Annotated in this window: 20 protein-coding genes; 9 read left to right on the forward strand and 11 right to left on the reverse strand. The window is 41.8% G+C overall.

Annotation, left to right across the window (positions count from 1 at the left end; all coding sequences use genetic code 11):
• Positions 1-119: 119 nt before the first annotated feature.
• Positions 120-1079 (reverse strand): chemotaxis protein CheV, encoded by a 960-nt coding sequence (locus AC27HD_RS08035; protein WP_032097135.1) that lies wholly within the window; start codon positions 1077-1079, stop codon positions 120-122.
• 767 nt (positions 1080-1846) lie between these two features.
• Between AC27HD_RS08035 and AC27HD_RS08040 the strand changes: the two genes are divergently transcribed.
• The 4 genes from AC27HD_RS08040 to AC27HD_RS08055 all read left to right on the forward strand — a co-directional run bounded on the left by AC27HD_RS08040 (position 1847) and on the right by AC27HD_RS08055 (position 8151).
• Positions 1847-3442, forward strand: coding sequence for an isocitrate lyase (locus AC27HD_RS08040; RefSeq protein ID WP_487104902.1), 1596 nt, complete (start codon positions 1847-1849; stop codon positions 3440-3442).
• A 269-nt stretch (positions 3443-3711) separates the two neighbouring features.
• Positions 3712-4656 (forward strand): LysR family transcriptional regulator, encoded by a 945-nt coding sequence (locus AC27HD_RS08045; protein ID WP_334031617.1) that lies wholly within the window; start codon positions 3712-3714, stop codon positions 4654-4656.
• Between the two features lie 215 nt (positions 4657-4871).
• Complete coding sequence (locus tag AC27HD_RS08050) at positions 4872-7070, forward strand: malate synthase G (RefSeq protein ID WP_487104905.1); 2199 nt, start codon at positions 4872-4874, stop codon at positions 7068-7070.
• A gap of 181 nt (positions 7071-7251) precedes the next feature.
• Complete coding sequence (locus AC27HD_RS08055; RefSeq protein ID WP_487104907.1) at positions 7252-8151, forward strand: patatin-like phospholipase family protein; 900 nt, start codon at positions 7252-7254, stop codon at positions 8149-8151.
• A gap of 95 nt (positions 8152-8246) precedes the next feature.
• Here AC27HD_RS08055 and AC27HD_RS08060 read toward each other — a convergent pair whose 3' ends face one another.
• The 6 genes from AC27HD_RS08060 to AC27HD_RS08085 all read right to left on the reverse strand — a co-directional run bounded on the left by AC27HD_RS08060 (position 8247) and on the right by AC27HD_RS08085 (position 13188).
• Positions 8247-9263, reverse strand: coding sequence for an NAD-dependent epimerase (locus AC27HD_RS08060; protein WP_487104909.1), 1017 nt, complete (start codon positions 9261-9263; stop codon positions 8247-8249).
• Positions 9260-10369 carry a nucleotidyltransferase family protein gene (locus AC27HD_RS08065; RefSeq protein WP_487104911.1) on the reverse strand — a complete coding sequence of 370 codons (1110 nt, stop codon included), beginning with the start codon at positions 10367-10369 and terminating at the stop codon, positions 9260-9262. Before AC27HD_RS08065 ends, AC27HD_RS08060 begins: the two co-directional genes overlap by 4 nt.
• Before the next feature lies 1 nt (position 10370).
• Positions 10371-11225, reverse strand: a complete 855-nt coding sequence (locus AC27HD_RS08070) for an HprK-related kinase A (RefSeq protein WP_487104913.1) — start codon at positions 11223-11225, stop codon at positions 10371-10373.
• Entirely contained in the window at positions 11209-11430 is a 222-nt protein-coding gene (locus tag AC27HD_RS08075; protein WP_487104915.1) for a hypothetical protein, read from the reverse strand. The genes AC27HD_RS08070 and AC27HD_RS08075 overlap by 17 nt, the downstream gene beginning before the upstream one ends.
• 1 nt (position 11431) lies before the next feature.
• Positions 11432-12331, reverse strand: coding sequence for a hypothetical protein (locus AC27HD_RS08080; RefSeq protein ID WP_487104917.1), 900 nt, complete (start codon positions 12329-12331; stop codon positions 11432-11434).
• Positions 12332-12477: 146 nt separating this feature from the next.
• A complete protein-coding gene (locus AC27HD_RS08085) occupies positions 12478-13188 on the reverse strand; it encodes a S1 family peptidase (RefSeq protein WP_487104919.1) in 711 nt (236 codons plus the stop codon).
• A 124-nt stretch (positions 13189-13312) separates the two neighbouring features.
• Between AC27HD_RS08085 and AC27HD_RS08090 the strand changes: the two genes are divergently transcribed.
• The 3 genes from AC27HD_RS08090 (at position 13313) to AC27HD_RS08100 (ending at position 15819) form a co-directional block, all read left to right on the forward strand.
• Positions 13313-14062: a YdcF family protein gene (locus AC27HD_RS08090; RefSeq protein WP_487104921.1), complete on the forward strand. Its 750-nt coding sequence runs from the start codon at positions 13313-13315 to the stop codon at positions 14060-14062.
• A 79-nt stretch (positions 14063-14141) separates the two neighbouring features.
• Positions 14142-14951 carry a PEP-CTERM/exosortase system-associated acyltransferase gene (locus tag AC27HD_RS08095; protein WP_487104923.1) on the forward strand — a complete coding sequence of 270 codons (810 nt, stop codon included), beginning with the start codon at positions 14142-14144 and terminating at the stop codon, positions 14949-14951.
• Between the two features lie 13 nt (positions 14952-14964).
• A complete protein-coding gene (locus AC27HD_RS08100) occupies positions 14965-15819 on the forward strand; it encodes a ThiF family adenylyltransferase (RefSeq protein WP_487104925.1) in 855 nt (284 codons plus the stop codon).
• A 39-nt stretch (positions 15820-15858) separates the two neighbouring features.
• Here the strand turns inward: AC27HD_RS08100 and AC27HD_RS08105 are convergent, their stop codons facing one another.
• Both AC27HD_RS08105 and AC27HD_RS08110 read right to left on the reverse strand, forming a co-directional pair.
• A complete protein-coding gene (locus tag AC27HD_RS08105; RefSeq protein ID WP_487104927.1) occupies positions 15859-18351 on the reverse strand; it encodes a tetratricopeptide repeat protein in 2493 nt (830 codons plus the stop codon).
• 64 nt (positions 18352-18415) lie between these two features.
• The gene (locus AC27HD_RS08110) at positions 18416-19633 is read right to left on the reverse strand and encodes a hypothetical protein (protein ID WP_487104929.1); all 1218 of its coding nucleotides are present in this window, start codon (positions 19631-19633) and stop codon (positions 18416-18418) included.
• Between the two features lie 272 nt (positions 19634-19905).
• Here AC27HD_RS08110 and AC27HD_RS08115 point away from each other — a divergent pair, with 272 nt between their 5' ends.
• Complete coding sequence (locus tag AC27HD_RS08115) at positions 19906-21003, forward strand: GNAT family N-acetyltransferase (RefSeq protein ID WP_487104931.1); 1098 nt, start codon at positions 19906-19908, stop codon at positions 21001-21003.
• A gap of 45 nt (positions 21004-21048) precedes the next feature.
• On the opposite strand, the gene AC27HD_RS08120 is transcribed toward AC27HD_RS08115, so the two are convergent.
• Both AC27HD_RS08120 and AC27HD_RS08125 read right to left on the reverse strand, forming a co-directional pair.
• Positions 21049-21633, reverse strand: coding sequence for an acyltransferase (locus AC27HD_RS08120; protein WP_487104933.1), 585 nt, complete (start codon positions 21631-21633; stop codon positions 21049-21051).
• On the reverse strand, positions 21630-22835 hold the full coding sequence (locus AC27HD_RS08125; RefSeq protein ID WP_487104935.1) for a glycosyltransferase: 1206 nt from the start codon (positions 22833-22835) through the stop codon (positions 21630-21632). Before AC27HD_RS08125 ends, AC27HD_RS08120 begins: the two co-directional genes overlap by 4 nt.
• A gap of 276 nt (positions 22836-23111) precedes the next feature.
• Between AC27HD_RS08125 and AC27HD_RS08130 the strand changes: the two genes are divergently transcribed.
• On the forward strand, positions 23112-25637 hold the full coding sequence (locus AC27HD_RS08130; RefSeq protein WP_487104937.1) for a hypothetical protein: 2526 nt from the start codon (positions 23112-23114) through the stop codon (positions 25635-25637).
• Positions 25638-25639 lie beyond the last annotated feature (2 nt).

Raw genomic sequence — 25639 nt, forward strand, 5'->3', positions numbered from 1 at the left:
TTTAGCGCTAGCGTGTATGGTTAGCTCATAGAATTGAATTTTAATCAGCTCGTGTTGCAGGGTCTTCTCTGAGATCACGTGCTTAAGCGCAGAGCCTGTCTATCTATCATGGAGGTGCTCTACTGTTTTTGCTCCGATAGATACTCGCGCATACGTTGCTGGGCAACATCTACCAGCATATCGGGCTGAAATTTAGAGATGAAACGGTCACAACCTACTTTTTCTACCATTGCATCATTAAAACTGCCGCTTAATGATGTATTAAGCGCAATAAACAATTTACTCATTCTTGGATCGCTACGAACCTCAGCAGTTAAGCGGTAGCCATCCATTTCTGGCATTTCGGCGTCAGTGAACATAAGCAAAATTTCGTCACAGGGGTTTTTACCCTCATCAGCCCATTGCTTTAACAATGCCAGTGCTTGTGCACCGTTTTTGCGCTCTATAATAGTAATACCCAATTGTTTGAGGGTATCGCTTATTTGTTTTCTTGCCGTACTGGAGTCATCCACAATGAGCACTTTTTTATCAATAAAGTGGTTCACAATGTCAGTGTCGAGAATCTCTTCAGAAATTGAAATATCGTAGTCAATGATTTCAGCAAGCACTTTTTCAACATCGATGATTTCTACCAGCTCGGTTTTACCTTCAACATTCACTTGCGTTATGGCGGTTAAATAGTTCGACTTACCCATTCCGCTAGGAGGCGGCTGAATGGTATCCCACGAGGTGTTAACAATGCTTCTGACTTGACCAATGATAAAACCCTGAACACTGCGATTATACTCGGTAATGATGACGTTTCTGGCAGTTTCGTCCGTGGCAACACCACGCATTTTAATCGATTGGCGCAGATCGATAACCGGGATCGCACTGCCTCTATAATTCATCACGCCTCGTAAATTATCGTGGGAGCCCGGCATCGCATTGAGCTTAGGCATATCGATAACTTCTTTGATTTTAAATACATTCATAGCAAAAATATGACGTGTACCTAGCTGGAACATCAGTAGTTCCAACCTATTTTCACCAACTAACTTGGTTCTTTGGTCGACAGACGACAATACACTTTTACTCATACTACTCACTTTTGTTTAGTATTCAGAGGGCAATGAAACCAACGCACTCGTTATCAATGTTACAGCGTGACGGGCTAGACTATCAGCCTTAACGACTGGTATGAATAGATTTGCACTAAAGTCTAAGCCCTAACGCACTCTCTAATGCACCATCTAATGCAATCTCCAATTCCTCCCCAATGTAATATCCGATGTGATAACCAAAGTAAGACCAATTAAAGCTACTTACCCCAAGTAATGAATATTTGGTGCACCATCCGCCATATGAGTGAACTTGCTAGTCGATTTTCCCGTCCACTTTTGGGCAGAGTTGTTAGCCCTTTTAGATGAAGTCTTATCCACTACCTTTTAAATATAGCCGTAAATGGCAGAATCTTCCTATTTTATTGGAGATGGATAACTAGGGTCTCGTCACCCCGCCGCATAGAATTTTAGCTCTATGACACATTGTATCGCTGCCACGCTCAAAATAGTCATAGCTTGTTCTTAAAGCCTGTCCTAAAGCCAATATCAAACCCAAAACCGATTTCAATTCAGTCGGACATTTGTCCTAACCATTCTTATATAGCCAGATGATTTTCAACACCATTACATTCACAAGATAAATGACGGCAATGCAAAATATATATTTCTATTATTCCGATAACCACACTAGGATGAAATGGAACTCACGGAAACGCCCTACAGCTGAATAGTTACGAACGAAAAGCAAGCTACATAAAAAACGCGTTAACGTAAAAATATAATCATAGACGGGAGAGACGCTCATGTCGCAATACCAACAAGATATTGATAACTTCGCAACTTTAAAAGCATCACAAAAAGGCGCATGGGAAGGTATTAATCCAGAATTCGCCGCTCGCATGAAGCTTCAGAACCGTTTCAAGACCGGTTTGGACATCGCTCGCTATACAGCGGCCATCATGCGTCAAGATATGGCAGACTACGATGCAGATTCTTCGCAGTACACTCAGTCGTTAGGCTGCTGGCACGGCTTCGTTGGTCAACAAAAAATGTTGTCTGTTAAAAAGCATCAGGGTACTACAAGCAAAAGCTACTTATACTTGTCAGGCTGGATGGTAGCGGCTCTTCGCTCAGAATTCGGTCCTCTTCCAGACCAATCAATGCATGAAAAAACATCGGTTTCATCACTTATCGAAGAGCTATACACATTTCTTCGTCAGGCCGACGCTCGTGAATTAGGCGACCTTTTCCATAAACTTGATGATGCAAAAGCGAAAGGCGGCGACGTTGCAGCCATTCAAGCAGAAATTGAAAACTATGAAACCCACATCGTTCCAATTATTGCAGATATCGATGCGGGCTTTGGTAACGAAGAAGCGACTTATTTGCTTGCCAAGCAAATGATTGAAGCTGGTGCATGCTGTATTCAAATTGAAAACCAAGTATCAGACGCTAAACAATGTGGTCACCAAGACGGTAAAGTTACCGTTCCTCATGAAGACTTCTTAGCGAAAATTAACGCGGTACGTTACGCGTTTCTTGAACTAGGTGTAGACGACGGTGTTATTGTTGCTCGTACCGATTCATTAGGTGCTGGCCTTACACAAAAAATACCGGTATCTCAGTCTGAAGGTGACCTTGCGGCTCAGTACAATGCGTTCCTTAAAACTAGCGATGTTGGCGGCGCTGACGATGTTAATGAAGGCGACCTTATCCTTAAGCAAGGCGGGAAGCTTGTTAAGCCAGAGCGTTTACCAAATGGGTTGTTCAGATTTAAAGACGGCTCAGGTTTCGACCGCGTTGTTCTTGACTGTGTTACATCACTTCAACACGGTGCAGATCTTCTTTGGATTGAAACTGAAAAACCTCACGTGGGTCAAATTGCGGAAATGGTTAACGCTATCCGTGAGCAAGTACCTAACGCGAAACTGGTTTACAACAACTCACCATCGTTCAACTGGACGCTTAACTTCCGCCAGCAAGTGTTCGACGCGTGGAGTGAAGAAGGTAAAGACGTTTCTGCTTATAACCGTGCAGGCTTAATGGCAGTAGAGTACGACGACACAGAACTTGCTGCTGCAGCTGATGAGAAAATTAAGAGCTTCCAAGCAGACGCTGCTCGCGAAGCCGGTATTTTCCATCACCTAATCACGCTTCCGACTTACCACACCACGGCGTTGTCAACTGACAACCTAGCTAAAGGGTACTTCGGTGAAGAGGGTATGCTTGCTTATGTACGCGGTGTTCAACGCCAAGAAATTCGCCAAGGTTTAGCGTGTGTTAAACACCAAGCAATGGCAGGTTCAGATTTAGGCGATACGCATAAAGAGTACTTCTCTGGTGATGCAGCGCTTAAAGCATCAGGTGATGACAACACAATGAACCAATTCGACGTTTAACGGAAAGTTCCCAACCTTTCCTTTACTGGGCACCTTCGGGTGCCCTTTTTTATAGTTATTCATAATATTTATGTTATATCTTGCTAATTTCATCATTAAAAAACTGAATAACCTTGCTCGTTTTACGAGCTATGCTAATTAAACAATTAGAATCATGAACTTAAAGTAAGCAGTCAAATTTTAATTAAGACTAAACGCTTATCTGACAACAGACACAAAACGCTTTACAATACACTTCTTTAATCATCTTCAGAAAGAGCATTACAGCAATGAATATAGCGAAGGTCGATCTTAATCTATTGGTTTATTTAGATGTCTTACTACGAGAGGGCAGCGTAACAAAAGCGGCAAACCAATTGAGCATTACACAGCCGGCCATGAGTAACGGCTTAAAGCGTCTTCGCGACTTATTTAAAGATCCTCTTTTAGTGCGAACAAGCGACGGTATGACCCCCACTAAACGCGCATTAGAACTTCAGCCTATTATTCGCGACGTGCTCGGCCGGTTAGAAAGTTCCATTCAGCCAGAAACCGAATTTGATCCGCTCACCAGCGAGAGAACCTTTCGTATCATGACTAGTGATTATGCCGAAAGTACGCTATTGCTTGAACTTGTTGGACGCTTAGCCGAACTGGCGCCAAATATTACTTTAGATTTGATTACACCCAGTGACGTGACATTTCACGATGTAGAGCAAGGCAAGGTAGACATGGCGATAAACCGCTTTGACGAACTCCCCCTTTCGTTTCATCAAAAGGTGGTGTGGTATGACACCTTTAGCTGCGTAATGAGCGCCGACCATCCTTTAGTGCAAAAATGTGACTTAGAAAGTTACATTAACGCACAACACATTTGGGTAAGTAAGACAGGTTTTGGCGTGGGCGTTGGTATCGACCCAAATGAAGTTCAAAAGCTTGGTTGGGTAGACGCAGAGCTCACAAAAATAGGAAAGCAACGGGCCATTCGTGTATTTACACGCCATTATCATGCGGCGCTTCAAATAGCGAAAAAACAAAAGCTTATTGCAACGTTGCCCAGTAAAGCAGCGAAGCTTTTCAAACACGATCCTGACGTGGTTATAAAAGAGCCTCCGTTTGATATTCCTCCTATTGCGCTGAAAATGGCATGGAGCGCACTACTTCATCACGACGCAGGTCATATTTGGCTACGCCGATTAATCAGTGATGTTGCGAGTGAAATGAATGCTGTTTAGTTGCAAATTACTATACTGGAAACACTAACATTCACAAAAATTATGACAGCAATACAAACCATAAATTAAAAAACTATCTCTATACGCACTACACTAGGCTAAGACTTTACTAAAACGTACTTTACTAAAATGTACTTTACTAAAAGTACAGTGAGCACGTAGTACATGCTTACCAAGTAAAACATTTCCTAGTAACACAATGTATAGAGGTAGTTATGCAAGGATATATCACGCACGGTCGACTTCAGGTTGCAGCGCAACTTGATAGCTTTATTAACGATCAGGCCATCCCAGGCACAAAAGTTCAGCCAGAATCATTTTGGAAAGGCGCTGAAGCCCTCTTTGCAGAATTCATTCCCCAAAATCGCGCACTACTTGAAAAGCGTGAACAGCTGCAGCGCGCTATCGATGATTACCATAAAGCAGGAAACCCCGCCCCGGGTAGCGAATATACCGCTTTTTTAAAGAAAATCGGTTACCTAGTAGAGCAACCTAGTAATGTTGCGGCGGCTACCACAAATGTGGATCCTGAAATTGCCACCATGGCAGGGCCTCAGCTTGTTGTACCTATCAACAACGCACGTTATGCGCTCAATGCGGTTAACGCGCGTTGGGGTAGCCTTTATGACGCGTTATATGGCACCGATGTTATCGGGACAGAAAATGGCGCTGAACCTGGCAAAGCGTATAACCCAGTTCGCGGCGCTAAAGTGGTAGAAAAAGCCAAAGCTTACCTAGACAGCATGATCCCCCTTGCAAAAGGCAGTCATGCAAATGCTGTAAAATACAAAATAGAGACGGGGAAGCTGTCGGTCCAACTTACCGATGGCGATGTGACTACGCTTGCCAATACCGAGCAGTGGCAAGGTTACCAAGGTGATATAAGCGCACCCTCTGCACTATTGTTTGCGCACAACGGCCTGCACTTTGAAATTCAAATAGACCCCACCCATCCTATTGGTGAAAGTGACTCAGCCAACGTAAAAGACGTTCTCGTTGAAGCTGCACTCACCACCATTATGGATTGTGAAGATTCAGTTGCGGCAGTAGATGCTGAGGACAAAACATTAGTTTACAGCAACTGGCTTGGGCTAATGAAAGGCAGTTTGCGCATTGAGATGACAAAGGGCGGCAAAAACATTGTGCGCGCTATGCATAGTGACCGTGCCTATCACCCGTCAAAGCACGTACCATCAGAAAAAACGACGTCACAAAACGAGCTTGTGCTATCAGGTAGAAGCTTGATGTTCGTTCGTAACGTAGGTCACTTAATGACAAACAACGCCATGCTGTTTGATGGCGAAGAAGTGCCTGAAGGAATAATGGACGGACTCATCACTTCTCTCATCGCAAAGCACGACTTACTCGGCAACAGCGATTATACAAATAGTCGTGAAGGCAGCGTTTATATCGTTAAACCTAAAATGCACGGGCCCGAAGAAGTGGCATTTTCCAATGTCTTGTTTGAACGTATTGAAGAGATTATCGATGTACCGCGTAATACGCTTAAAGTGGGCATTATGGATGAAGAGCGCAGAACCAGCGTTAACCTTCAAGCCTGCATTGCTGAAGCACAATCGCGCGTAGTATTTATCAATACCGGCTTTTTAGATCGTACCGGCGATGAAATTCATACTTCTATGTTGGCCGGCCCGTTTGCAGAAAAAGCCTCGTTAAAAGCAATGTCGTGGATTAAAGCCTACGAAACCGCAAATGTGGCGGTTGGTTTACGCTGTGGATTGTCTGGCAAAGCCCAGATAGGGAAAGGCATGTGGCCAACCCCTGATGAAATGCAAAACATGATGGACGCGAAGATTGGACACTTGAAGGCTGGCGCGAACACCGCATGGGTACCCTCTCCTACTGCAGCTACACTGCATGCCCTTCACTATCACGATGTGAACGTGTTTGACGTGCAAAAGCAGTTAGATGAAAACTTCGACGGTTTAAACGACATTCTCACTATCCCGCTTTTAGAAGACACTTCAAGCCTTACCCGTGACGGTATCAAACGTGAGATAGATAACAATGTTCAGGGCATTTTAGGCTACGTTGTTCGCTGGGTGCACCAAGGTGTAGGGTGCTCGAAAGTACCTGATATTAATGATGTAGGTTTAATGGAAGACAGAGCCACACTGCGTATTTCTTCGCAGCACATTGCCAATTGGTTAGAGCACGGCATTGTAAGCGTTGACCAGGTTAAAGAATCGCTGTCACGCATGGCTGTGTTGGTAGATGAACAAAATGCCAGCGATGCTGAATACATTCCAATGACGCCAGACTTGGAAAACTCCATTGGGTTTCAGGCCGCTAGCGACCTAATATTTAAGGGTAAGGAGCAACCATCGGGTTACACTGAGCCTCTACTGCATGCTAAAAGACGTGAAATGAAAGCAAAACTGGCGCAGTCATAATACTACTGATGCACTATGACAAACGGGTGCTTTTTAGCACCCGTTTTTTCTTTGTAAAGCAAAGGCTAATCATAAAAAAACTCAAAATATAAGTGGTGATTTATCGTCTCTACACTATGATTACTTTATGCATTAAATACTCTATAAACCTATCGCTGCACGCAATAACTATGAGAAAAGCATGCCAATAGAATCTGTACCCAATACGCGTATTGTTCCTATCTTTTCAGGCGGAGGAACTCGCCTTAGTGCACATATTGGCATCATTAAAGCGCTGCAAGACATGAACATCGAATTTTCCACCCTTGTTGGGGTATCTGGCGGCTCTATTGTTGCGTCATTATTTGCCAAGGGTTATTCCGTTGAGCAAATGCGCGAGCTAGCGCTTAACACTGACTTTAAGCAGTTTACTGCTTTCAGCCTGTTCAGATTACTTCGAGAAGGCGGTTTGTCGTCGGGAGATGTATTCCAGCAGTGGATTGATGAGCAACTAGAAGGCGCAACGTTTTCAGATATGCCAATGGCCTTGAATATATTAGCGACCGATGTGAATGGTGGTGGGCCAGTGCTGTTTAATCGGGCAACTACGCCAGACATGAAAGTGTCTGAAGCGGTGAGATATTCTATGTCTATTCCCCTAATATTCTCATTTAAGCCGTTCAAAGAGTACTTGCTGGTAGACGGCGCCATCCTATCAGAGGACGCACTATTTGAAGATTGGCAGGGTGACGGCACACCATCAGTATGTTTTCGCCTACAAAGCACCATGCAAAAACGCAGAATAATTAAAAAGAATGTATTACAGCTGCCCCAGTATGTGGGCATGCTTATCAGAACGTTTATGACGGCAATGTCTCGGGAATATGTAAACGCCCGTTATTGGCACAACACTGTTGTGGTGAATACAGGCGAAATTTCAGCGGTGGATTTTTCGCTAACGCCAGAGATAAAAAATACCCTTTTCGACCTTGGGTATTCTACAACCCGTGAGTTTTTGCCGAAAAAATACGCGGGATATATTCAAACAAATGGGAGGAGCAGCGGCCAAGGGGAAACTGGGCAAAAGAACACGGTGTTTTAACTGCTGCTGAACGCACTAATAAACGCTAAGCGACTGAATCGACTCAGCACTGTTGCGAGAGTCGATTCGCTTGGCCATCTACAACAACTGCAAGCTTAGATGTTGTAAAAATCTCGATACCAATCAACAAACGCTTTCACACCTTTGTCGATATTCGTTTTTGGCTGGTAGCCAGTGTCAGCCACTAAGGAAGACACGTCGGCGTAGGTGTCTGGCACATCGCCAGGCTGCATAGGTAACAGCTCTTTTTTAGCCTCTACACCTAATGCTTCTTCTAGGGTTTCAATGAACCGAAGCAGATGCACTGGCGTTTGAGCACCAATATTGTAGACCTTATAAGGGGCCTTACTGGTGCTTGGATCGGGTTGCTTGCCATCCCACTGCTCATTTGGCGATGCCACGTTATCAAGGGACTTTATAACACCTTCAACGATATCATCAATATAAGTGAAATCACGGCGGTGATTACCGAAGTTGTACACTTGAATAGTGTCGCCTTCTAAAATCTTTTTCGTAAATTTAAACAGCGCCATGTCAGGTCGGCCCCAAGGCCCGTATACGGTGAAAAAGCGTAAGCCTGTGGTGGGCAAGTTATACAAGTGACTGTAAGTGTGCGCCATAAGCTCATTGGCTTTCTTCGATGCTGCATAAAGGCTAACTTGATGGTCTACATTATGCTGCTCTGAGAACGGCATAGTTTCATTAGCGCCGTATACAGAGCTAGATGAGGCATACACTAAATGACCCACGTTATTGTGTCGACACCCTTCAAGAATATTCACAAACCCAACAATGTTTGAGTCTACATACGCATTGGGGTTTTCAAGTGAATATCGAACGCCAGCCTGCGCCGCTAAATGCACAACACGGTCGAATTTATGCTCTTCAAATAGCGCGGTCATTTTGTCCCGCTCTTCTACACCCATCTCGATAAACGTGAAAAGTGACGCCGCATGCGAAGCCTTGATATGTGCTAAGCGAGCGTGTTTCAGGTTAACATCATAATAGTCGTTAATATTGTCAATCCCGACAACATGGTCACCCCGATTAATAAGATACTGTGATACTGCTGCGCCAATGAAGCCTGCAGCGCCGGTGACAAGAATTTTCATAGTCCATTTCTTTTAGGTTTGGGCTTTCTGAAGAAGTACTCTCCGAAAGCAAGCTTAACTAAATTGCGATACGTTTTATAAGTTACTTGCTTAAAAAGAATATGAAGTGGCATTTTTGAGCAGTAACCTAAAACATAATTGACGCTGTCCCATAGCCATCTTCCATCATTTTGAATAAATAAGGAATTTGGCACTATAGCTTTTCTAAGAATAAAGTGTCTCATACGGATGTAAAGCGACAAATTAGCAGATGCGTGCTCAGAACCGATTTCGGTATTAAAAAAGTCGTCTAACAATAATGACAAAACTATCCATTCTTGTTCGAAACCTTCTTTGATAAACAGTGCCTCTGTTTCAGCGACGTTTTCACTCTCGCTTCCTTCGCCATAAAGCAGCACGAAAATGTCGGTTAAATCACGCAAGCCATTTTTTACATCTTCATTTAAAATAAGATGAAGGGCCGAGTGCAGAACGAGCCAAGCCCTCGAGGGAATGGTGGAAGAAAACTCACTCTCAGATTCACTGCTATGTATCAACGCATGGATATCTAATAATCGTCCTTTTATCGGAGGGATCAACGTATGATGAACATCAAGAACAACACCTTCGTTATCATGTTTCAAAGGCGGTATTTCATGTGACCATTCGCGGTAATACTTATCATCATGCTCGTCCATATTTTTAAAGGACCAACCAGCAACTAACAGAGCCTCCTCCGCCTTATCAATATTCTCTTTTTCAACACAAATATCGATATCGGTCATCAACCGACCCATACTATTTCTCTTGCTACCAAGAATGTATGCAGCGCCTTTTAAGAAAACAAACGGGATATCTATCGCATCAAATAGATGAATTAGCTTCTTACCCTGCACTTCTGTTTGAATGACCTGCGCATTGGCAAAGTTGATAGCAGACAAAAACATGTCTTCACAATATTCAGGAATACAGTAGAGTTGATTGCTTCGCTCTAAACGATGATAAAACGACGCTACAAGAGAATTTTCTCGCAGCACGCGAACAAACGAGTTCCATTTGTTAGCATCAAAATCATCAAAGCCTTTTAAGTAACAGTATGCATTTAAAAATTGCTTTTGGCTTAGCATACTACTCAACCAACCCACTCAAATAGTCATCTAAATCGTGTGCGTCACTATACTCAATCTGCATAGCTTGGCACGATGATGATATTTCACTGAGTGCTGAAAAACCCTGTTTGCCCATAATATTATAATTAAAAGCATTTCGGAGCAGCATGGCAAAAGTCTCTACACTGGACATCATTCTAATTGTTGTTTCTTTATGAGGGACATAGCGAGGAAAAACCACAAATTGAGGCTTTGATGGTACAAAGTGTCTAAATTGCTCACAAGTATATAGTCTGGCGTGTGCAATATCGCCCTTGTGAGTCCCACGCGTTATATTCGATAAATTGACGTTTTCACATAATGTACTTATCACATCAATTGATTTATTTTTCAAAGACGCTGGCCTGTACAAAGGAGACACCTGCAATGTGTTTGGGTCTATCAATGCCATTTCGTCAGAAAACATTTGCCAACCAGAGTAGCCTAAATAAGTAGCAAGAGTTGATTTTCCAGACCCCGATGAGGCAGGGAATAAAATAGCCTTACCATTCTTTACAACAACGGATGAATGCAAGCTTAGCTTAGTATGCTGATATGCCGCTACAGCCCAGTTCATAGCCCACTCAATCGAAGGGAGGAGGTGCTGATCTGAAATAGGGTTAAAGGGCTTTACGCCTTCAACGCTAATAATGCGCTGGCGACGAAAGAAACGGCGCAACGGCGACGTGTTTTCGATGGAAAGGGAGAAATCATAAAATCCATCTGTCTCCAGCGTTAATCTCTCTAAGTAAAGATGACTAAGTTCAGAAACAACAGGAGCAGAAAGGCCTTTAATAGAAAATGTATAGGGCCCGCTATCAATAGCTATAGTCAACGCTAAAAAATCCTTGAGCCACCAGTTCGCTTTTTATTTTACACCTAGATGGCTCATCAGACGACAAAAGGCGATGTAAATTAGGAAATTCTTTTTCTATGGCTGAGGTAACAAGCACTACCGATGAGTAATCGCTTTTCAGCAGTGCTATTCCCGAACCATCTTCAAATACTGTGAACGCCTCCGAGCTTTCGGAATCCAGCATTTTAATTCACTTTTAGAAGCGCTGAAGCCTTAATACTTAAAGGGTTACCAAACAACCCAGCTATCTTGGCCGTTAAGTCACTCGCAAAACCAGCGTCAGTGACATTTTCTAATACTACCGAAAGCAAATGTTCGCAATAAGTTCTTTCATTATAACCAGCAGGTATTCCGTTACAGAAGCCCGCTTTGAGATTAAGGTAAAGCGCTGCCACGTTTAGCGCAACGCCAGAACCGTTTTTGAGCTCATCGAGCACATTAATAGATGAAGTGTTTGCTTTACCGTCAGCTCCGACACCCGACACGTAAACCAAATCGATGTCAGCTAAATCTTCCAACTTAGAGCGAACAGCAAATAGCTCGCCCATGTGCCAAAACTTGCTAGCATCAAATTGCGCTTTTAATGTAGATTCAGACACTTTTGAAACATTAGCGTTTTTTGCGCCGTCTAGCTTTTTCAGATCGCCCTTTAATTCTGTGGACATCAAACTGCCGTTCCAGCCCACAATGTTCGTGATTTTGAACGCGCCATCGTAACGAAAAATTGGAAATTCATAGTGCACCGGCGAAGTCACTGAATAGTCTTCATCTAGCCATGTAGTTTTAGTAAACATGCCGCCAATGATCCCTCGTGCTTTTGCATCTGGAATTGGCGTGCGGTTTGAATTCATAGAAGTAAATACAGTATTGAATTGCGCTGCACTGAATCCTGTTGGGCTTACATTGGTTGAAGGATCCTCTTCAGGCGAAACACGACAAACGTTTTCTAGTGCTTGAGAACCACCTGAAACACCTGATGCATTGCACGCCCCCCATACCGACTTTGACGGGATGATTGTTACACCTGCAATTGCTCCAGAAGCCTTAATAAACTTGCGGCGACTATTCTTATCCTGATTATTCACACTCTTACTCCAAATTCTTGCCGTGATTAACACGAAACTTTAAATCTAACATGCAAAAAGTGCACCTAAAATAAATATATTTGAATTCATGAGCTTACGCTCTTGTTCCGATATCGTTGTAAACTAATTTGACACTTAGCGTTTTACTATTCTTTCGACATGAGGTTTAGTACATGCCTCACTGGTATGGCATATGATATACCTGTCGGCGCAGAAAGTGCACTTTCCTTTGTGTCTTTTACTAACACTTTATTTATCACACCTATTATATTGCCGGTAGCGGGGTCATAAACTGGGCTCCCACTATTACCAGGATAAGCAACAGCATCTAATTGATAAATTAAACTTGGGTTTTCTATTCTAGCCAACATACGCGACGTTAATTGGTTTGAATTATGAGCCGGTATGGCATCGGGAGTAATTGCCGATATATAACCTCTATGGGTTGCAGGATATAAACCAAGAATTGCACCAATCGGGAACCCAGTAAATGCGACCTCACTCCCAGGCGGTAAAAGAGCCTCGGTTGATAAATGAACGGCTGTCAATTTTTCATCTAATTTAAGTAGTGCAAGATCGTGCTGAGGGTCAATTTTTTCTAGCGTCGCTTTTATCTTTCTAACTTTGGTTCCTCTTCCACTTAATACAACGAAATGCTCCACTATAGAGGGATCTAATACGTCAGATACAACATGATAATTTGTGATAGCGTAGCTGCCATCTCCTACTACAAAACCTGTGCCTTGTATTTTTGGAGTCGAGTATTTGATGGGCGCCTCTATGGCAATAGCGAGGGTGCTGTTCGACACTTTATTTACTACGACAGGAAATTCTGCAGCGCTTGTCAACCAAGACATAGTCGCTGCAGAAAAAAACAATAAGAAAAGTATTAATAAGGGAAGAAGGCGAGGAGAATTCATGATAGCTTCAAAATTGAGACTCAATAAACCAAGACTAAAGCACCTAGGCCTATAAAGCAAAATGATTGTTTTTCGTGATATCATCTTTTTCTTAATCTCCCCCCTAAGTATTTTCCTTCTCGTGACTTTTTCTACCTATGCCTTTTTGAAAAGGGGGAGGCTGGCGATTGCTAAAATATTATTGATCTCGAACTTTGTTTTGATAAGCGTTTTATCTCAGCCATGGTTCGCCAACCTGCTTCTATATCCTTTAGAGTATCAACTACATGATGATGGGCGTTCGCTAGAGACTGCATCAGTTATTCATGTTCCAGCGTGTTATTACCAAACAAGTGGAGACCAACCTGAAGTATCAAAATGGCATGAATGTTCGATGCAAAGAATGATTAAGGCTAAATTTCTTTCAGCTGATCTAAATCTTCCAATTGCCGTGACCGGCGGAAACTTTCTCGCAGACGAAGACATAAATTTTGCTGAAAAATCAGCAGAAATGCTGGTAAGACTCGGTGTATCATCAGACAAAATCACTATAATACCTAATGGTTATTCAACCTATTCAGAGGTAATTGCGCTCGCAAGGCGATATGAAGGACATAACGTAATTTCAGTTACTAGCGCTACACATAGCTTCAGGTTAAAAGCCATGATGGAGAGAACGGGATTAAATCCTATAATTTCTCAAGTGGACTTTCACAGTTCAGGCAATTTAGAGCTATATCTAGCTATTCCATCACCTATGGCGTTAGAAAGAATTAGAAGAGCACTTTATGAATATATAGCTATCGCAAAGTTTAAAATAGTCGGAAATTAATATAAAAGGTTAAGATATTTTATATAAAACCTTTGCTAAACTGGTGAGAAGAAAAGAATTCTGCTCGAGAAAAAATTCAGTGACGAAAAAAACAATAATAGCAAAAGTAAAGCAATTAGTGGGAGCCCGCAGTAAGCTGGGAAAGGCACTGTCGGGCTATGAAAAACTACAAGAAGCCAAATTCATATCAACTCACTTTTCAGAGTTTTTGGAACCTGTAATTGCCAGAGCGAACACTTCAAGGCAAGAAAGTTACAACATCAGACACAGGGTTTACTGCGAAGAGCTAAACTTCGAGGCACCCCGTGAGAATAAACTTGAGACAGATGAATTTGATGAGTACTCCTCTCCTTGTCTAATTCGGCATAAAAAGTCTAAGCACTTCGCTGGAACAGTTAGGCTCGTTAAGCCGCAAACATCATCACAAATGCTGCCCATTGAAAAGTTCTGCTTAAACTCAATTACTCATAAAACCCTGAATCCGACCAACTTTCCAAGAAATGAAGTTTGTGAAATTTCTAGGCTAGCGGTGCCCCTCGAATTTCGAAAGCGTCAAATGGATAAATTTTCAGGAGCAGCGGTTGGTGTTATCAATCAGTATACCTATTCAGAAAATGAATTAAGATGTTTTCCATTTATCGCTGTAGGATTGTATTTCACGGCCGCAGCAGTAATATTAAATGAAAATATTAGCCACAGTTACGTGATGATGGAGCCAAGACTTGCGAGAAGCATGAAACTAATAGGCATTAACTTTGAACAAATTGGGCCTGTGATTGAGTATCACGGTAAGCGCGCTCCTTTCTATATAAACCCAAAGTTATTCTATAAGAGCTTACGGCCTGGTTTTTTAGTTATGTTAGAAAACATCAGAAACTCAGTAGATTAATTAAGGATATTACATGTTCGAATATGACTCAGCCTTCTCCAGAAATATCGGATGGGTTACAGAAGATGAACAACGAATCCTCAGTAAGAAAAAAGTAGCTATTGCTGGCTGTGGAGGAGTGGGATTCGAACATGCTGTAACATTGGCTCGCATGGGCATTCAAAACTTTAGCTTGTCTGATTTTGATTCTTTTGAAATACATAATATGAACAGGCAAGCAGGCTGTTTTCTAAGCTCGCAAAATGAAAAAAAGTTAGACGTATTAGAAAGAACACTTTTAGACATAAACCCAGCGTGCAATATCGAGAAATTCAGTGACGGCATTAATAAAGAAAACTGCAACGAATTCTTGCTAAATGCCGATGTCTATATTGATGGTCTCGACTTTTTTGTTCTTGAAGTCAGAGAAGTTATTTTTACATTGTGTCAATCACTTGGTATCCCTGCACTCACCGCTGCTCCGTTAGGCATGGGAGTTTCATTTCTATGTTTTACACCTGACAGTATGCTGTTCAAAGACTACTTTGGTTTTAAAAAAGCGAAAAACATTGAAGATAAAGCTATCCGCTTTTTACTGGGACTTAGTCCTCTGATGCTTCAAAAGAATTACTTGGTAGACTCATCTCGAGCAAATTTCAAAGAGCAACGGGGCCCTTCTACTCCATTCGCAGTTAAGCTATGCTCGGGCGTAATTGGTACGAATACATTAAAGATACTGTTAAAAAGAGGTCCGGTAGTAACTGCACCACAAGCTCTGCATTTCGACGCATACCACAACAAATTAAAAATTACTCGTCTCTCATTCGGCAACGATGGCCCCTTACAGAGAATCAAACTCAAGCTTGCTCGTCATTTGCTACTGCGCTAGATAATTAAAAACAACAGCTTTAGAAGCGTAACAATGCGCTTAAATTTCAGAGTTTTTTTCAATCAAAGCCTTAGTATCCAAATATGACTCGTTACTTGGATCTGCTTTAAGAGCCGCATTAATATATCGTTCCGCAGAATCAAGCTCTCCTTTCTGGTATAGAATAAAGGCAACATTATTCAATGAATCCGGACTTTTATTTAGTATGGCTCGTGGAACAGAAAGGTATGCATCCAACGCCTTCTCTGGCTCATTCTCAACACTTATCATTGCAAATAGTAGCACTGCATTGCTATGGCTAGCGAACGAGCTTATGTGCTGCTCCAAAAGAGCTGAGGCTTTCTCTACTTGAGCACTTTTCAAGAAAAAATACGCATAGTTTATTGTAATCTTCTCTGTTGGCGAAATCTCATATGCTTTATCCAACAATTCTCTTTGCAGTATTCTATTGCCCTCTAACCCTGCTATTCTCGAAAGCTCATAGAACAGCTCTCCGTCAAAAGGGTTCTTTTCAACGAGAGCGTTTAAAAGTAATTTAGCCTTTGAGACTTCATTCTCGGCCAGATAAGCTCTCACTAATGCTCTTTCAATAACCTCTGTGGACGCCTCTGTACTTGAAACAGGCTCTAGTACTGCAATCAACTGTTCATGCTTTCTCTCTGCTAACAACAGCCTTGCTACTGCTTCAAGCGGCACTGAAGAATCAGAATCTATGCTCCACTTTTGCAAAAACTTCACAAGCTCTTCGCTACGCTCAGTAGCAAGTAAGGAAGATATAACCAAATTTGTTAACGGATCCTGAGTACTATGAGAGTAGTTCGTTGGAACGATTTGCAGAGCTTCATCAAAGGCCTTCGCCTCAATCATTTTTTGACTAAAAAAGGCTTTTATTGTTAATGGCTGTGCTGATACATTCCGCTTTAACCATTCTAGACTCGAACCTTCTGAGCCCTGCAACATCGAAATAGTTTCCAGAGAAAACAAATCTAAACCTTGCTGTTTTGCAACTTTTCTCAATTCATCTAAATTCATTTTAATAGCAGTATGTTCGGATGCACTCAAGGCAAGATTTAATGTCGCATTTGAACCTTTACCCTCTACTATCATTTTTTTTGCCGCTTTATAAGCGTCTTCATAGCGTTTTTCAATGAACGCAATATTAATACTGATGTGCCCTCTTACACTCTCATCCTGAATAAACTCATTAAACTTTCTTGCTGATTCGGTGTCTTTTTCTTTCAAACTTTTGTAAATGAGCGCAATAACGACCCGCTCATTATCAGGATCTTTATCCATTAACTTTTCTAATGAAAGTGACGGTTGTTTATTTAATGAATCACTTATTAAATTTTGTGTAGCAACTGAATAAATATTGTCTGGATACATTGATGACAAGCTATCAAAGAGTAGTGCCGATAGATATTTTTCATCTTTCTGCTGGCTTAGCCTGTAGGTAATTCCTGAAACGATTGATGCCACATCGCTTTTAACATTTCGCTTGAATACATCTTTTTCTAAACGCGCGAAAGAGCTTTCGTCATCTAATTTAACCGCAGTAAGAAGTGCAAAAGCTGTTGCGGCACTACTTTCTGACGTTCGAATACTTACACTTAGAAGATCATTAAAAGCTGTTTCATAATTCCCAACAACATATGCACTAACACCTCTTAAAAGTTTGGCCTGTAATTCAACTTCGTTGGCTATTTCTGCCTGACTGGCATTATTATACGCATCCTCAACACGCCCCTCTCTGAGTGCGGTCACCCCAAGGATATAATTACCGTACGGGTGACTTTCTACAACATCGGTCAGCAATTGTCCGTATTCTTTAGCAATTTCCCAGTCACCAGCAGCAACAGCACTTCGAGCTATAAAATATATACTTCTTGCATCTCTAGGCCTTAATGCGAAATAGTCTTGAAAAGCGATCAATGCTTTCTCTGGTTGAAACAGCCTGTGGTGATATATGCCCTTGAACCAAAGAGCGTCTGCATTTTTTTGATTTTCGTAAAGTGCTTTATCAACAAGTTGAAGCGCCTTTTGAACTTCATCTTTTCTCGCAGCTAGTAATGATTGAGAAAGAGATGAATAGCTTCCTTCACCTAATTTTTTTGAAATCTTATTTACTAGACGAATATTATTTTGCGAGAGCGCAGCGTAAAGCGCAAAAAATTGCCCCATTTGATTAATCGAATCAGATTCTGCGTATAAGTTTAAAGCATAATCATATGTTTCATTTAAAACTGCACTTGCTATGAGCTCATTCGTAAACTTCAACTCTCCTACTTCTTGAACTTTTTCAAAGTTGCTTTGAGCATCAGGAAATGAGCCGCTTTGGAACTGAGCATTTGCTAAAATTATGCGCGCTTCTGTATCCTGAATGTTTTTTTGTAAAAGAGACTTAGCAATTACCTGAGCGCTTTTGTAATCATTATCAAGAAGAGCTTGCTTCGCCTTTTCTACCTGTGAACTATCAGTAGGTGAACAGGAAATAACAAAAAGGGTAGTTAGGAGAATTTTTACAGCGCGCATTTATTTGCCTCAATTAAAAAAGGGCCACATATGTGACCCTATACTAACTTACAGTTTCGTTTTCTTAAAAGAACTTTCTGCGAAGGCCTAACATCATAAGACCTAAACCGCCAATTAACAATGAACCTGGTGCAGATGCGTTAATTACCGCGTTGCCGTCTAGCTCTGTAGTTCTTGCTAATAGGTTGAGGTCACACGCAGCGAATCTGCTATCAGAATCACAACCTGCAGCTTGACGTATTGTTGCGCGAAGGTCGTCCCAAAGGCTATCTGCTGGGCCATTGCTGCCGATGATGCTCGAACAACCACCGAATGAAATATCATCAGGGTTAGTTCCACCAACTCCAGGACACGTATTAGCATTAGCAGTTACTTCTGCAGCTGTTAAGTCTGTTCCTGTGAAGTAATATAGCTGCTCGCCGTTTGCATTGCCAGCAGGGTTTGATGTACCCACTTCGCCAGACTGAAGTGTACCTGGCGCTTTATCAGCCTCTTCAATCGTAGTATTAAACGTAAGAGTTGGTGGTAGTGCAGAACCATCGCTTAAAATGTCTGCAAAAGAATTTCCATACTGATCGAAAAGAAGCCCTTGTTCAGCTTGAATCAAGCTTCCAAGCACTTCAAGGTTAACTCCCCCAGCAAGGTTTAACACTGTGTTATTAACACCAAAGGAGCCGGCAAAACCTACGCGATTGCCATCAGTGTCAGCTAAGAACAGGTTAAAAATACCTTCCGTCAAGTTCGCCGCTAACAATTCGTCAGATGAACTACCATCGAGTGTCGTTTCATTGTTGACCGCAGCAATGTCATTACAGAGGGTTTGAAAGACAACAGAAGTGCTTGTACAGCCGTTTGAGTCAATAAAGATTTGATCAATATATTCGCTAACAGATATCCCTGCGCTCGTTGCTCCAGCTTGCAAGTTAGCAGCAGCCTCACCGTCGGTAACTATCGCATCACCGATCAAAAGGTAGTCAGCGACTAACGTGTAAGCTGCAGTAGAAGTTGCTCCAAACGAAGCTTGCGAAACACCACCAAGAGAAAGTTCGCCAATGCGAAGGTCAGTACCGAAGTCGAATACAAACTCACCATTGTCAACGAACCCACTTCTATCTTCGTCTATGTAATAAGAAACAGGGAAGAAAGGCGGTAAATCGATAGTATCGAATTCAACTGTACCATTTGCTCCACTTACTTTGCTGTAATCTAGCGTCACTACGCTGGCCGCTGCAGATGCAGACATAGCCAAGCTAATCATTGTACCTAAAAGTAACTTTTTCATTGTTTGCCTCCAAAGCGGCGTCATCAAGAATCGATATTACCAAAGCAAGCAATAAGCCAACTTTAAAAAAACCAATAAAAACAGCACCCTATTTAATTTCCATTATGTTCCTATACTTTAGTTGTAAAAAAAATCGACAGATATAATTAGTAGATAATTTTTATTGCCAGCTTTTATTCAGGAGTAACTACACTTTGCGATTAAAATAACGAGTTTTACGCAATATAGTTTGGTACCTTAGAACTATGTAAGAGCCAAATGGTTGATAAACAATGGCAAAACCATTTAAAAAGATAGGCACTGTCAAACTTTATGCGAACCCATCAATTGAGTTTTTTAGAAAGATTTGGAGTGCTGTCTTCGACGAATCGGGCATATCAAGTCCTTTTTTAGATTATCGTTGGATTGGTAAGTGGTACCATACTGTCACCTCTCCGCTTCTTTTTGCCGTGTATTTTGTAGACTCAAAACCAACAGGCGCATGCATAGTTGGAGAAAAGATTAAAAGCTCACGCGGATTTACTTTCAAGACTGCACTTATAAATCAGACAGGAATTGAGGAGTTTGACCAAGCGTGGATAGAGTACAACGACATACTTTGCCCTATTCATTGTAAATCAGACTTCATTTTCAATCTTTCAAAAATGCTAAAAGAACAAAAATACGATCTTCTGCATATTTCAATGATTTCAGAATCAGCGGCTTTTCACGTAAAGAACACAATTACAAGTTACGTATCCTCGGACATAACTCCCGGGTACTCTACAAAATTAATAGTAAACGGCGAACCATTTTCATTAGATAGTCTTTCAAAAAACACCCGCTCAAAGATAAAACGGAGTGATAAAAAATTAACTGCGCTATATGGCCCTATTTCTGTAGAAATAGCTGAAAATATTGAAGAAGCAAACTGCTTTCTAAAAATACTCGGCCAATTCCACAAAGAGCAGTGGTCTAGAACAGCAGACGGTAGTGGTTTTGACAACACTTCATTCCTTGAACTACAAAAGCTTCTCTTGAGCTCTTCAGAATTAATTGAAATTGCTTGCGTGTCTGCAGGCCAACAAATTTTAGGGTTAAGCATTAACTTATTGTATGAAGGGAAAGTGTTTTTCTACTGCTCTGGCATAAACCATATACTTGCATCAAATCACATTAAGCCAGGCTATACTATGCATACGAAGCTGATGCATCACTACGCCCAAAGAGGCTTTTCCGAATATGATTTTTTAGGAGGGGAAGCACAATATAAACAAAGCCTCTCGAGCAAAATTTATTTGTTCGAGTCTTTAACATTACCTTTAGGTACGTTTAAAGGGAGAATTGCTTCGCTTTATTTAAGAACTTTAGAACTTTGCGGTCGAAAATAGATGAAATAGGCTTGGTATCGATGGTGTATTGCCAGACATCATATTTTAAAAGCATGCCTTCCTTATTACTTTAGCGGGATTCCCCCCAACAATAACGCCCTCTGGAACATCATCAACCACTACAGCGCCAGCCGCCACAATACTCCCAGCCCCAACATTAGCCATCACCAACGCGCCATTGCCTAGCCAACAATTTTCGCCTATTTTAACTTTGGCAAATGTACCGCCCTGGTCCTTTATTGGCTTTGAAGGGTCTGAAAAGTTGTGCTGCCCTTTTCCACTCATGATATGGACACCACTACCTAATAATGTGTTCTTACCAATGCTGCATTTGCCGATATTGCATTGAGGCCCAATATACACACCCTCATCAATGCTCGTGTCTTGCTGAGAAAACAACGTACCAAAAGAAATAACCGCATCAGGAGAGCATTTTTTAAAAGCAAACCGATAGAAGCCGCTGCGTAAATAACTACCCAACTTGCCAGGTAGCAGCGACAGAGCTTGACTATAACTCGCTATCAGAGCATCTTTATTTACAAGCAACGACAATAGTTTATAAGAGATCGTAACAGGGCTAATAAGAAGCGCTAAAACCCAAAAAACAATATGCTTGATAAGTTGCTTCATATTCTTTCCAATGCCTGTTTAAGCGGCTGTAACTGCTGATTCCAAGAATATGTGCTGTGTAACGCATTATATGCGTTATCTGCTAGATGTTGCGCTGTGTCAGTTTTTTTTACGCAATCTACACAGGCGTCTATAAAGCTGCTTTCTTCGTTTGCAATATACATAGTATTCTCACTCGCATAGCTAATTCCCTCGGCCCCCATGCTAGTGGTTATCACGGGTAATTTGCATGCAGCAGCCTGTAGCACTTTGTTCTGAACGCCCCTCGCAAGTCGAAATGGAGCAACAAAGGCAGTCGCTTTATGAAAGAAAGGCAGCATATCGTCTACAAACCCAGTAACTTCAATCGCTTTGTCTCGCTCTGATAGTTGCTGTATCTCTTTTGTCGGGTTCATGCCACCTACTGTAAAGGTGGCGCCAGGCAATCGTTGCTTTATTGTTGGCCAGCAATACTCTACAAACCACATAACTGCGTCTACGTTTGGTTTATAATCCATAACACCAGTGAAGAGAAAATTTGTGTCGTTCGCGGGAGTTGGGGCAGGAAAAAATGCAGAAAAATCTAACCCGTTTCCTAGTACTTTAACCGGTTTGAACGCACTCACTGTTTTTTCAAATAATCGGGTTTCTTCTTTCGCAATAAGGAATGTGTCTTCAAAGTCTCTATTTGCTCTAGATTCAAGTCTATTTATTCGCTTACTCTCTCTACGATATATCGCGCTCATAGGAAATGAACTTGACTCAGCATATTGTCTCCATTTATCAGAGTCTACATCCATCATATCCATAAAAAGCGCACACGTTCTATCGTTATAATTAGAAGCCTTGAACACATAGTATCCAAGACTTGAAGCGCTAAATAATAGTGCGTCGCAGCCATTTATTAAACGGGCATTCACTTCTTTTTGAAGCGCACTGCTATAAAACGCGCCAACGCTAATAGCTTGCCGATGTAGTAGTGCCCAACTATAGCGCTTAACTTTGTGAGGAAGAGGGAATACTGTCACCGAAATATCTAACTTCTTACCAAGTTCTCTTGCGTCGGCACTATCTTGTTCGTTTTCACCTAAACAAAGAACCTCTACGCAATAGCCTAGCTGAGTTAAAAACTCAATCTGATGATAAGTACGAAGCTTTTCGCCTTTATTAGGCGGGTAAGGTACCCGTTGAGATACTACAGTGATGTTGCGAAGCTTCGCCATTATTACGTCCGTTAGCAAAATTTTTAATTCCCGTTGCTATAGTACGTTGTAGGCTGTAACTCGTCAAAATAACGAATAGTAGAAGTTTTAATTCCAAAAGATTTACTTTGCCTTACACCTAAGGTTAAAAAGCTCTGTTAGCATTTTTCTAGCCTTGTTACCCCCCTTTTTGTGCGATCGTATGAATAGGCAAACACATTGGCATTACATACCAAGTAATATAAAGTATTATCGAGTTGTCAAACCGCCTATCACGGAAGAAGTATAAGTAGCCCAATGCAGCATATTGTTTTTAGTTTACGTAACGCGAGTTCGCGCACACAACGCGGCTCATTCTGTGTTGGAGTGCCTTGCCCTGAAGGTATGTTCTCGGTTTCAGAACCACTCGAATTAATTGATGAAAATGGTGAGTATGTAAGAGCTTCACTGGAAGTTCGGCATTTGTGGCACAACGGTTCAATAAAATGGCTATACATCACGGGTATAACTTCTATACCGTCAAATGAAACCATAAATTACTCGCTACAACTGGCTAAAGTCATTCAGCCTACTTACATTAATCCCGTTAGGCCAAGAGACTCGAAGGGCTTAATAGACATCACGCTATCAAACGGCAAGATGGTTACGGTAAATCGCAATCATCCAGGTTGTTTAAACTTCAATAATGAACTAACAGCGTCGTTAACCCACTACAACGACAATAAATACAACGCCCTGCACTTTGTGCATATTGACGAATTTAGTTATGAAGTGTTGCGAAGCCATTGCCATGACGTTGCAGTAAGAATTAAGCAGAAAGCGCAGTTTGAGATTCAGAACAAAGCGCTGGATATTGAATATCAAAGTACGATTGTTTTAGCTAATGGTGACGTGTTAAGCGACATAACCATAACAAATCCAGCGGCGTCACTTCATCCGAATGGTCAGTGGGATTTGGGCGACCCTTCATCTATCTATATAAATGAGTTGTCACTATCTGTAAGTAAACAAGCTAATACACTAAATATCAACGATGAAAAGGTACTTGAGACTTTTGCAGAAAACATCAACATTCATCAGGCCTCCAGCGGAAAGGCACATTGGCAAAGCCCTGTGCACGTTAATGCAGCAGACCAAGTAAACTTAGCCCATAAAGGCGTTAAAGTTTATCGCAATGGTGAACTGGAATACGAGGGGGATCAATGCCAACCGCTTGCCACATTTGAATTAGATGACAACTCAAATTTTGTGCTTGAAGCCAAAGAGTTTTGGCAGCACTTTCCCTCAGCAATGACCACAACAAAAGATAGTACGCTTGTGAGCTTAGTAGGTGCTAAAGGTAGCGAACCACAAGAGTTACAACCGGGAGAGCAGATAACCCGCAGTGTAACTTTTTCGGCAGGCCCACTTACCACCTTCGAAGTAACACTGTGCAAAGATTGGGTTCAGCACACTTCATGCCTTCCCTTTACGCCCTTTAATGCCCCTCAACAGCTGCAGCAACTTGTGGAAAAAGGAATAAAAGGCGACAACTCATTTTTTCACAAGCGTGACAGTATCGATGAATTTGGCTGGCGGCATTTTGGCGAATTATATGCCGACCATGAAAAGGCGTTGGCCCCAGACGCAACTTACTTTGTCTCTCATTACAACAATCAGTACGACCCGCTTTGCGGCATGCTATATCAATGGACGGTGAGTGGCGATCAGCGCTGGAAGGAGTTAGCAGATAACTTGGCAAAACATGTTGCCAATATTGATGTTTATCACACCTCCCTTGATAAGCCTGAGTACTCTGGGGGGCTTTTTTGGCATACCGATCACTATGTACCTGCACATACTGCAGGCCATAGAACGTATTCAAAAAACCAACCGACAGGTGTATACGAAGACCACGCTGGCGGCGGCGGCCCAGGCGGACAGCATTGCTATACCAACGGCTTGCTGCATCACTACTTATTAACCGGAAGCAGCACCTCCAAAAACGCTTTGCTAGAAATTTGTGACTGGATAGGAAGATACTATGAAGGTGATGGCACGCTGCTAAATGCGTTATTGTTGGTCAAAAATTCAGGAACAGAAGGCCTTAAAAACGTAAAAACAGGTCATTACCCATTAGACAGAGGAACGGGTAATTATCTGCAGGCTTTAATGGATAGATATGCTTTATTAAGTGAAACAGAAGATTTAAAAAAGTGTGCACATATCATCCAGCACACGGTGTCGCCAATAGATGAAATTAGTGAGAGAAATTTAGACAATGTTGAAGCAACATGGTTTTATACTGTCTTCTTTCAGGCAGTTTGCAGGTTTATTCAACTTAAAGAGCTGCACCAGCAAAATGATTACGACTATGCCTATGCAGTTAAAGCACTATCGCATTATGTAACCTGGATGGTTAACAACGAATATGTGTATTTAGAAAAGCCTGACATTTTAGAATTTCCGAATGAAACATGGACAGGTCAAGATTTACGAAAGCTTTGTTTACTCGCTTTTGCCAAAGCCTACCTACCAAACTTAGTGAGCGAAATAGAAGACAAAAAGCACGAATTACAAACCAAGATTATTGATAGACTTAATAGCACCGAAGAAAGTGAAACTACACGCCTGCTGTGTTTAATGATGCAAAACATGAATTTTGAATCTTTCGAGGAAGTACCTCGCCCCATGTTGATAAACAACAGCATTAAGATAGAAACACACTCAGAGAGTCTTAGAAAGTTTCTGTTTACTTCAATTCGTAATTTTTCCCTTAGCAAAGAACGCACCCAAGCAGTAAAGCGCTTTGCGCAACTTCAACAATGGCTGGGTAAACCGTGAGA

It is taken from the genome of Alteromonas sp. 4NS20-0143 (assembly GCF_057542855.1).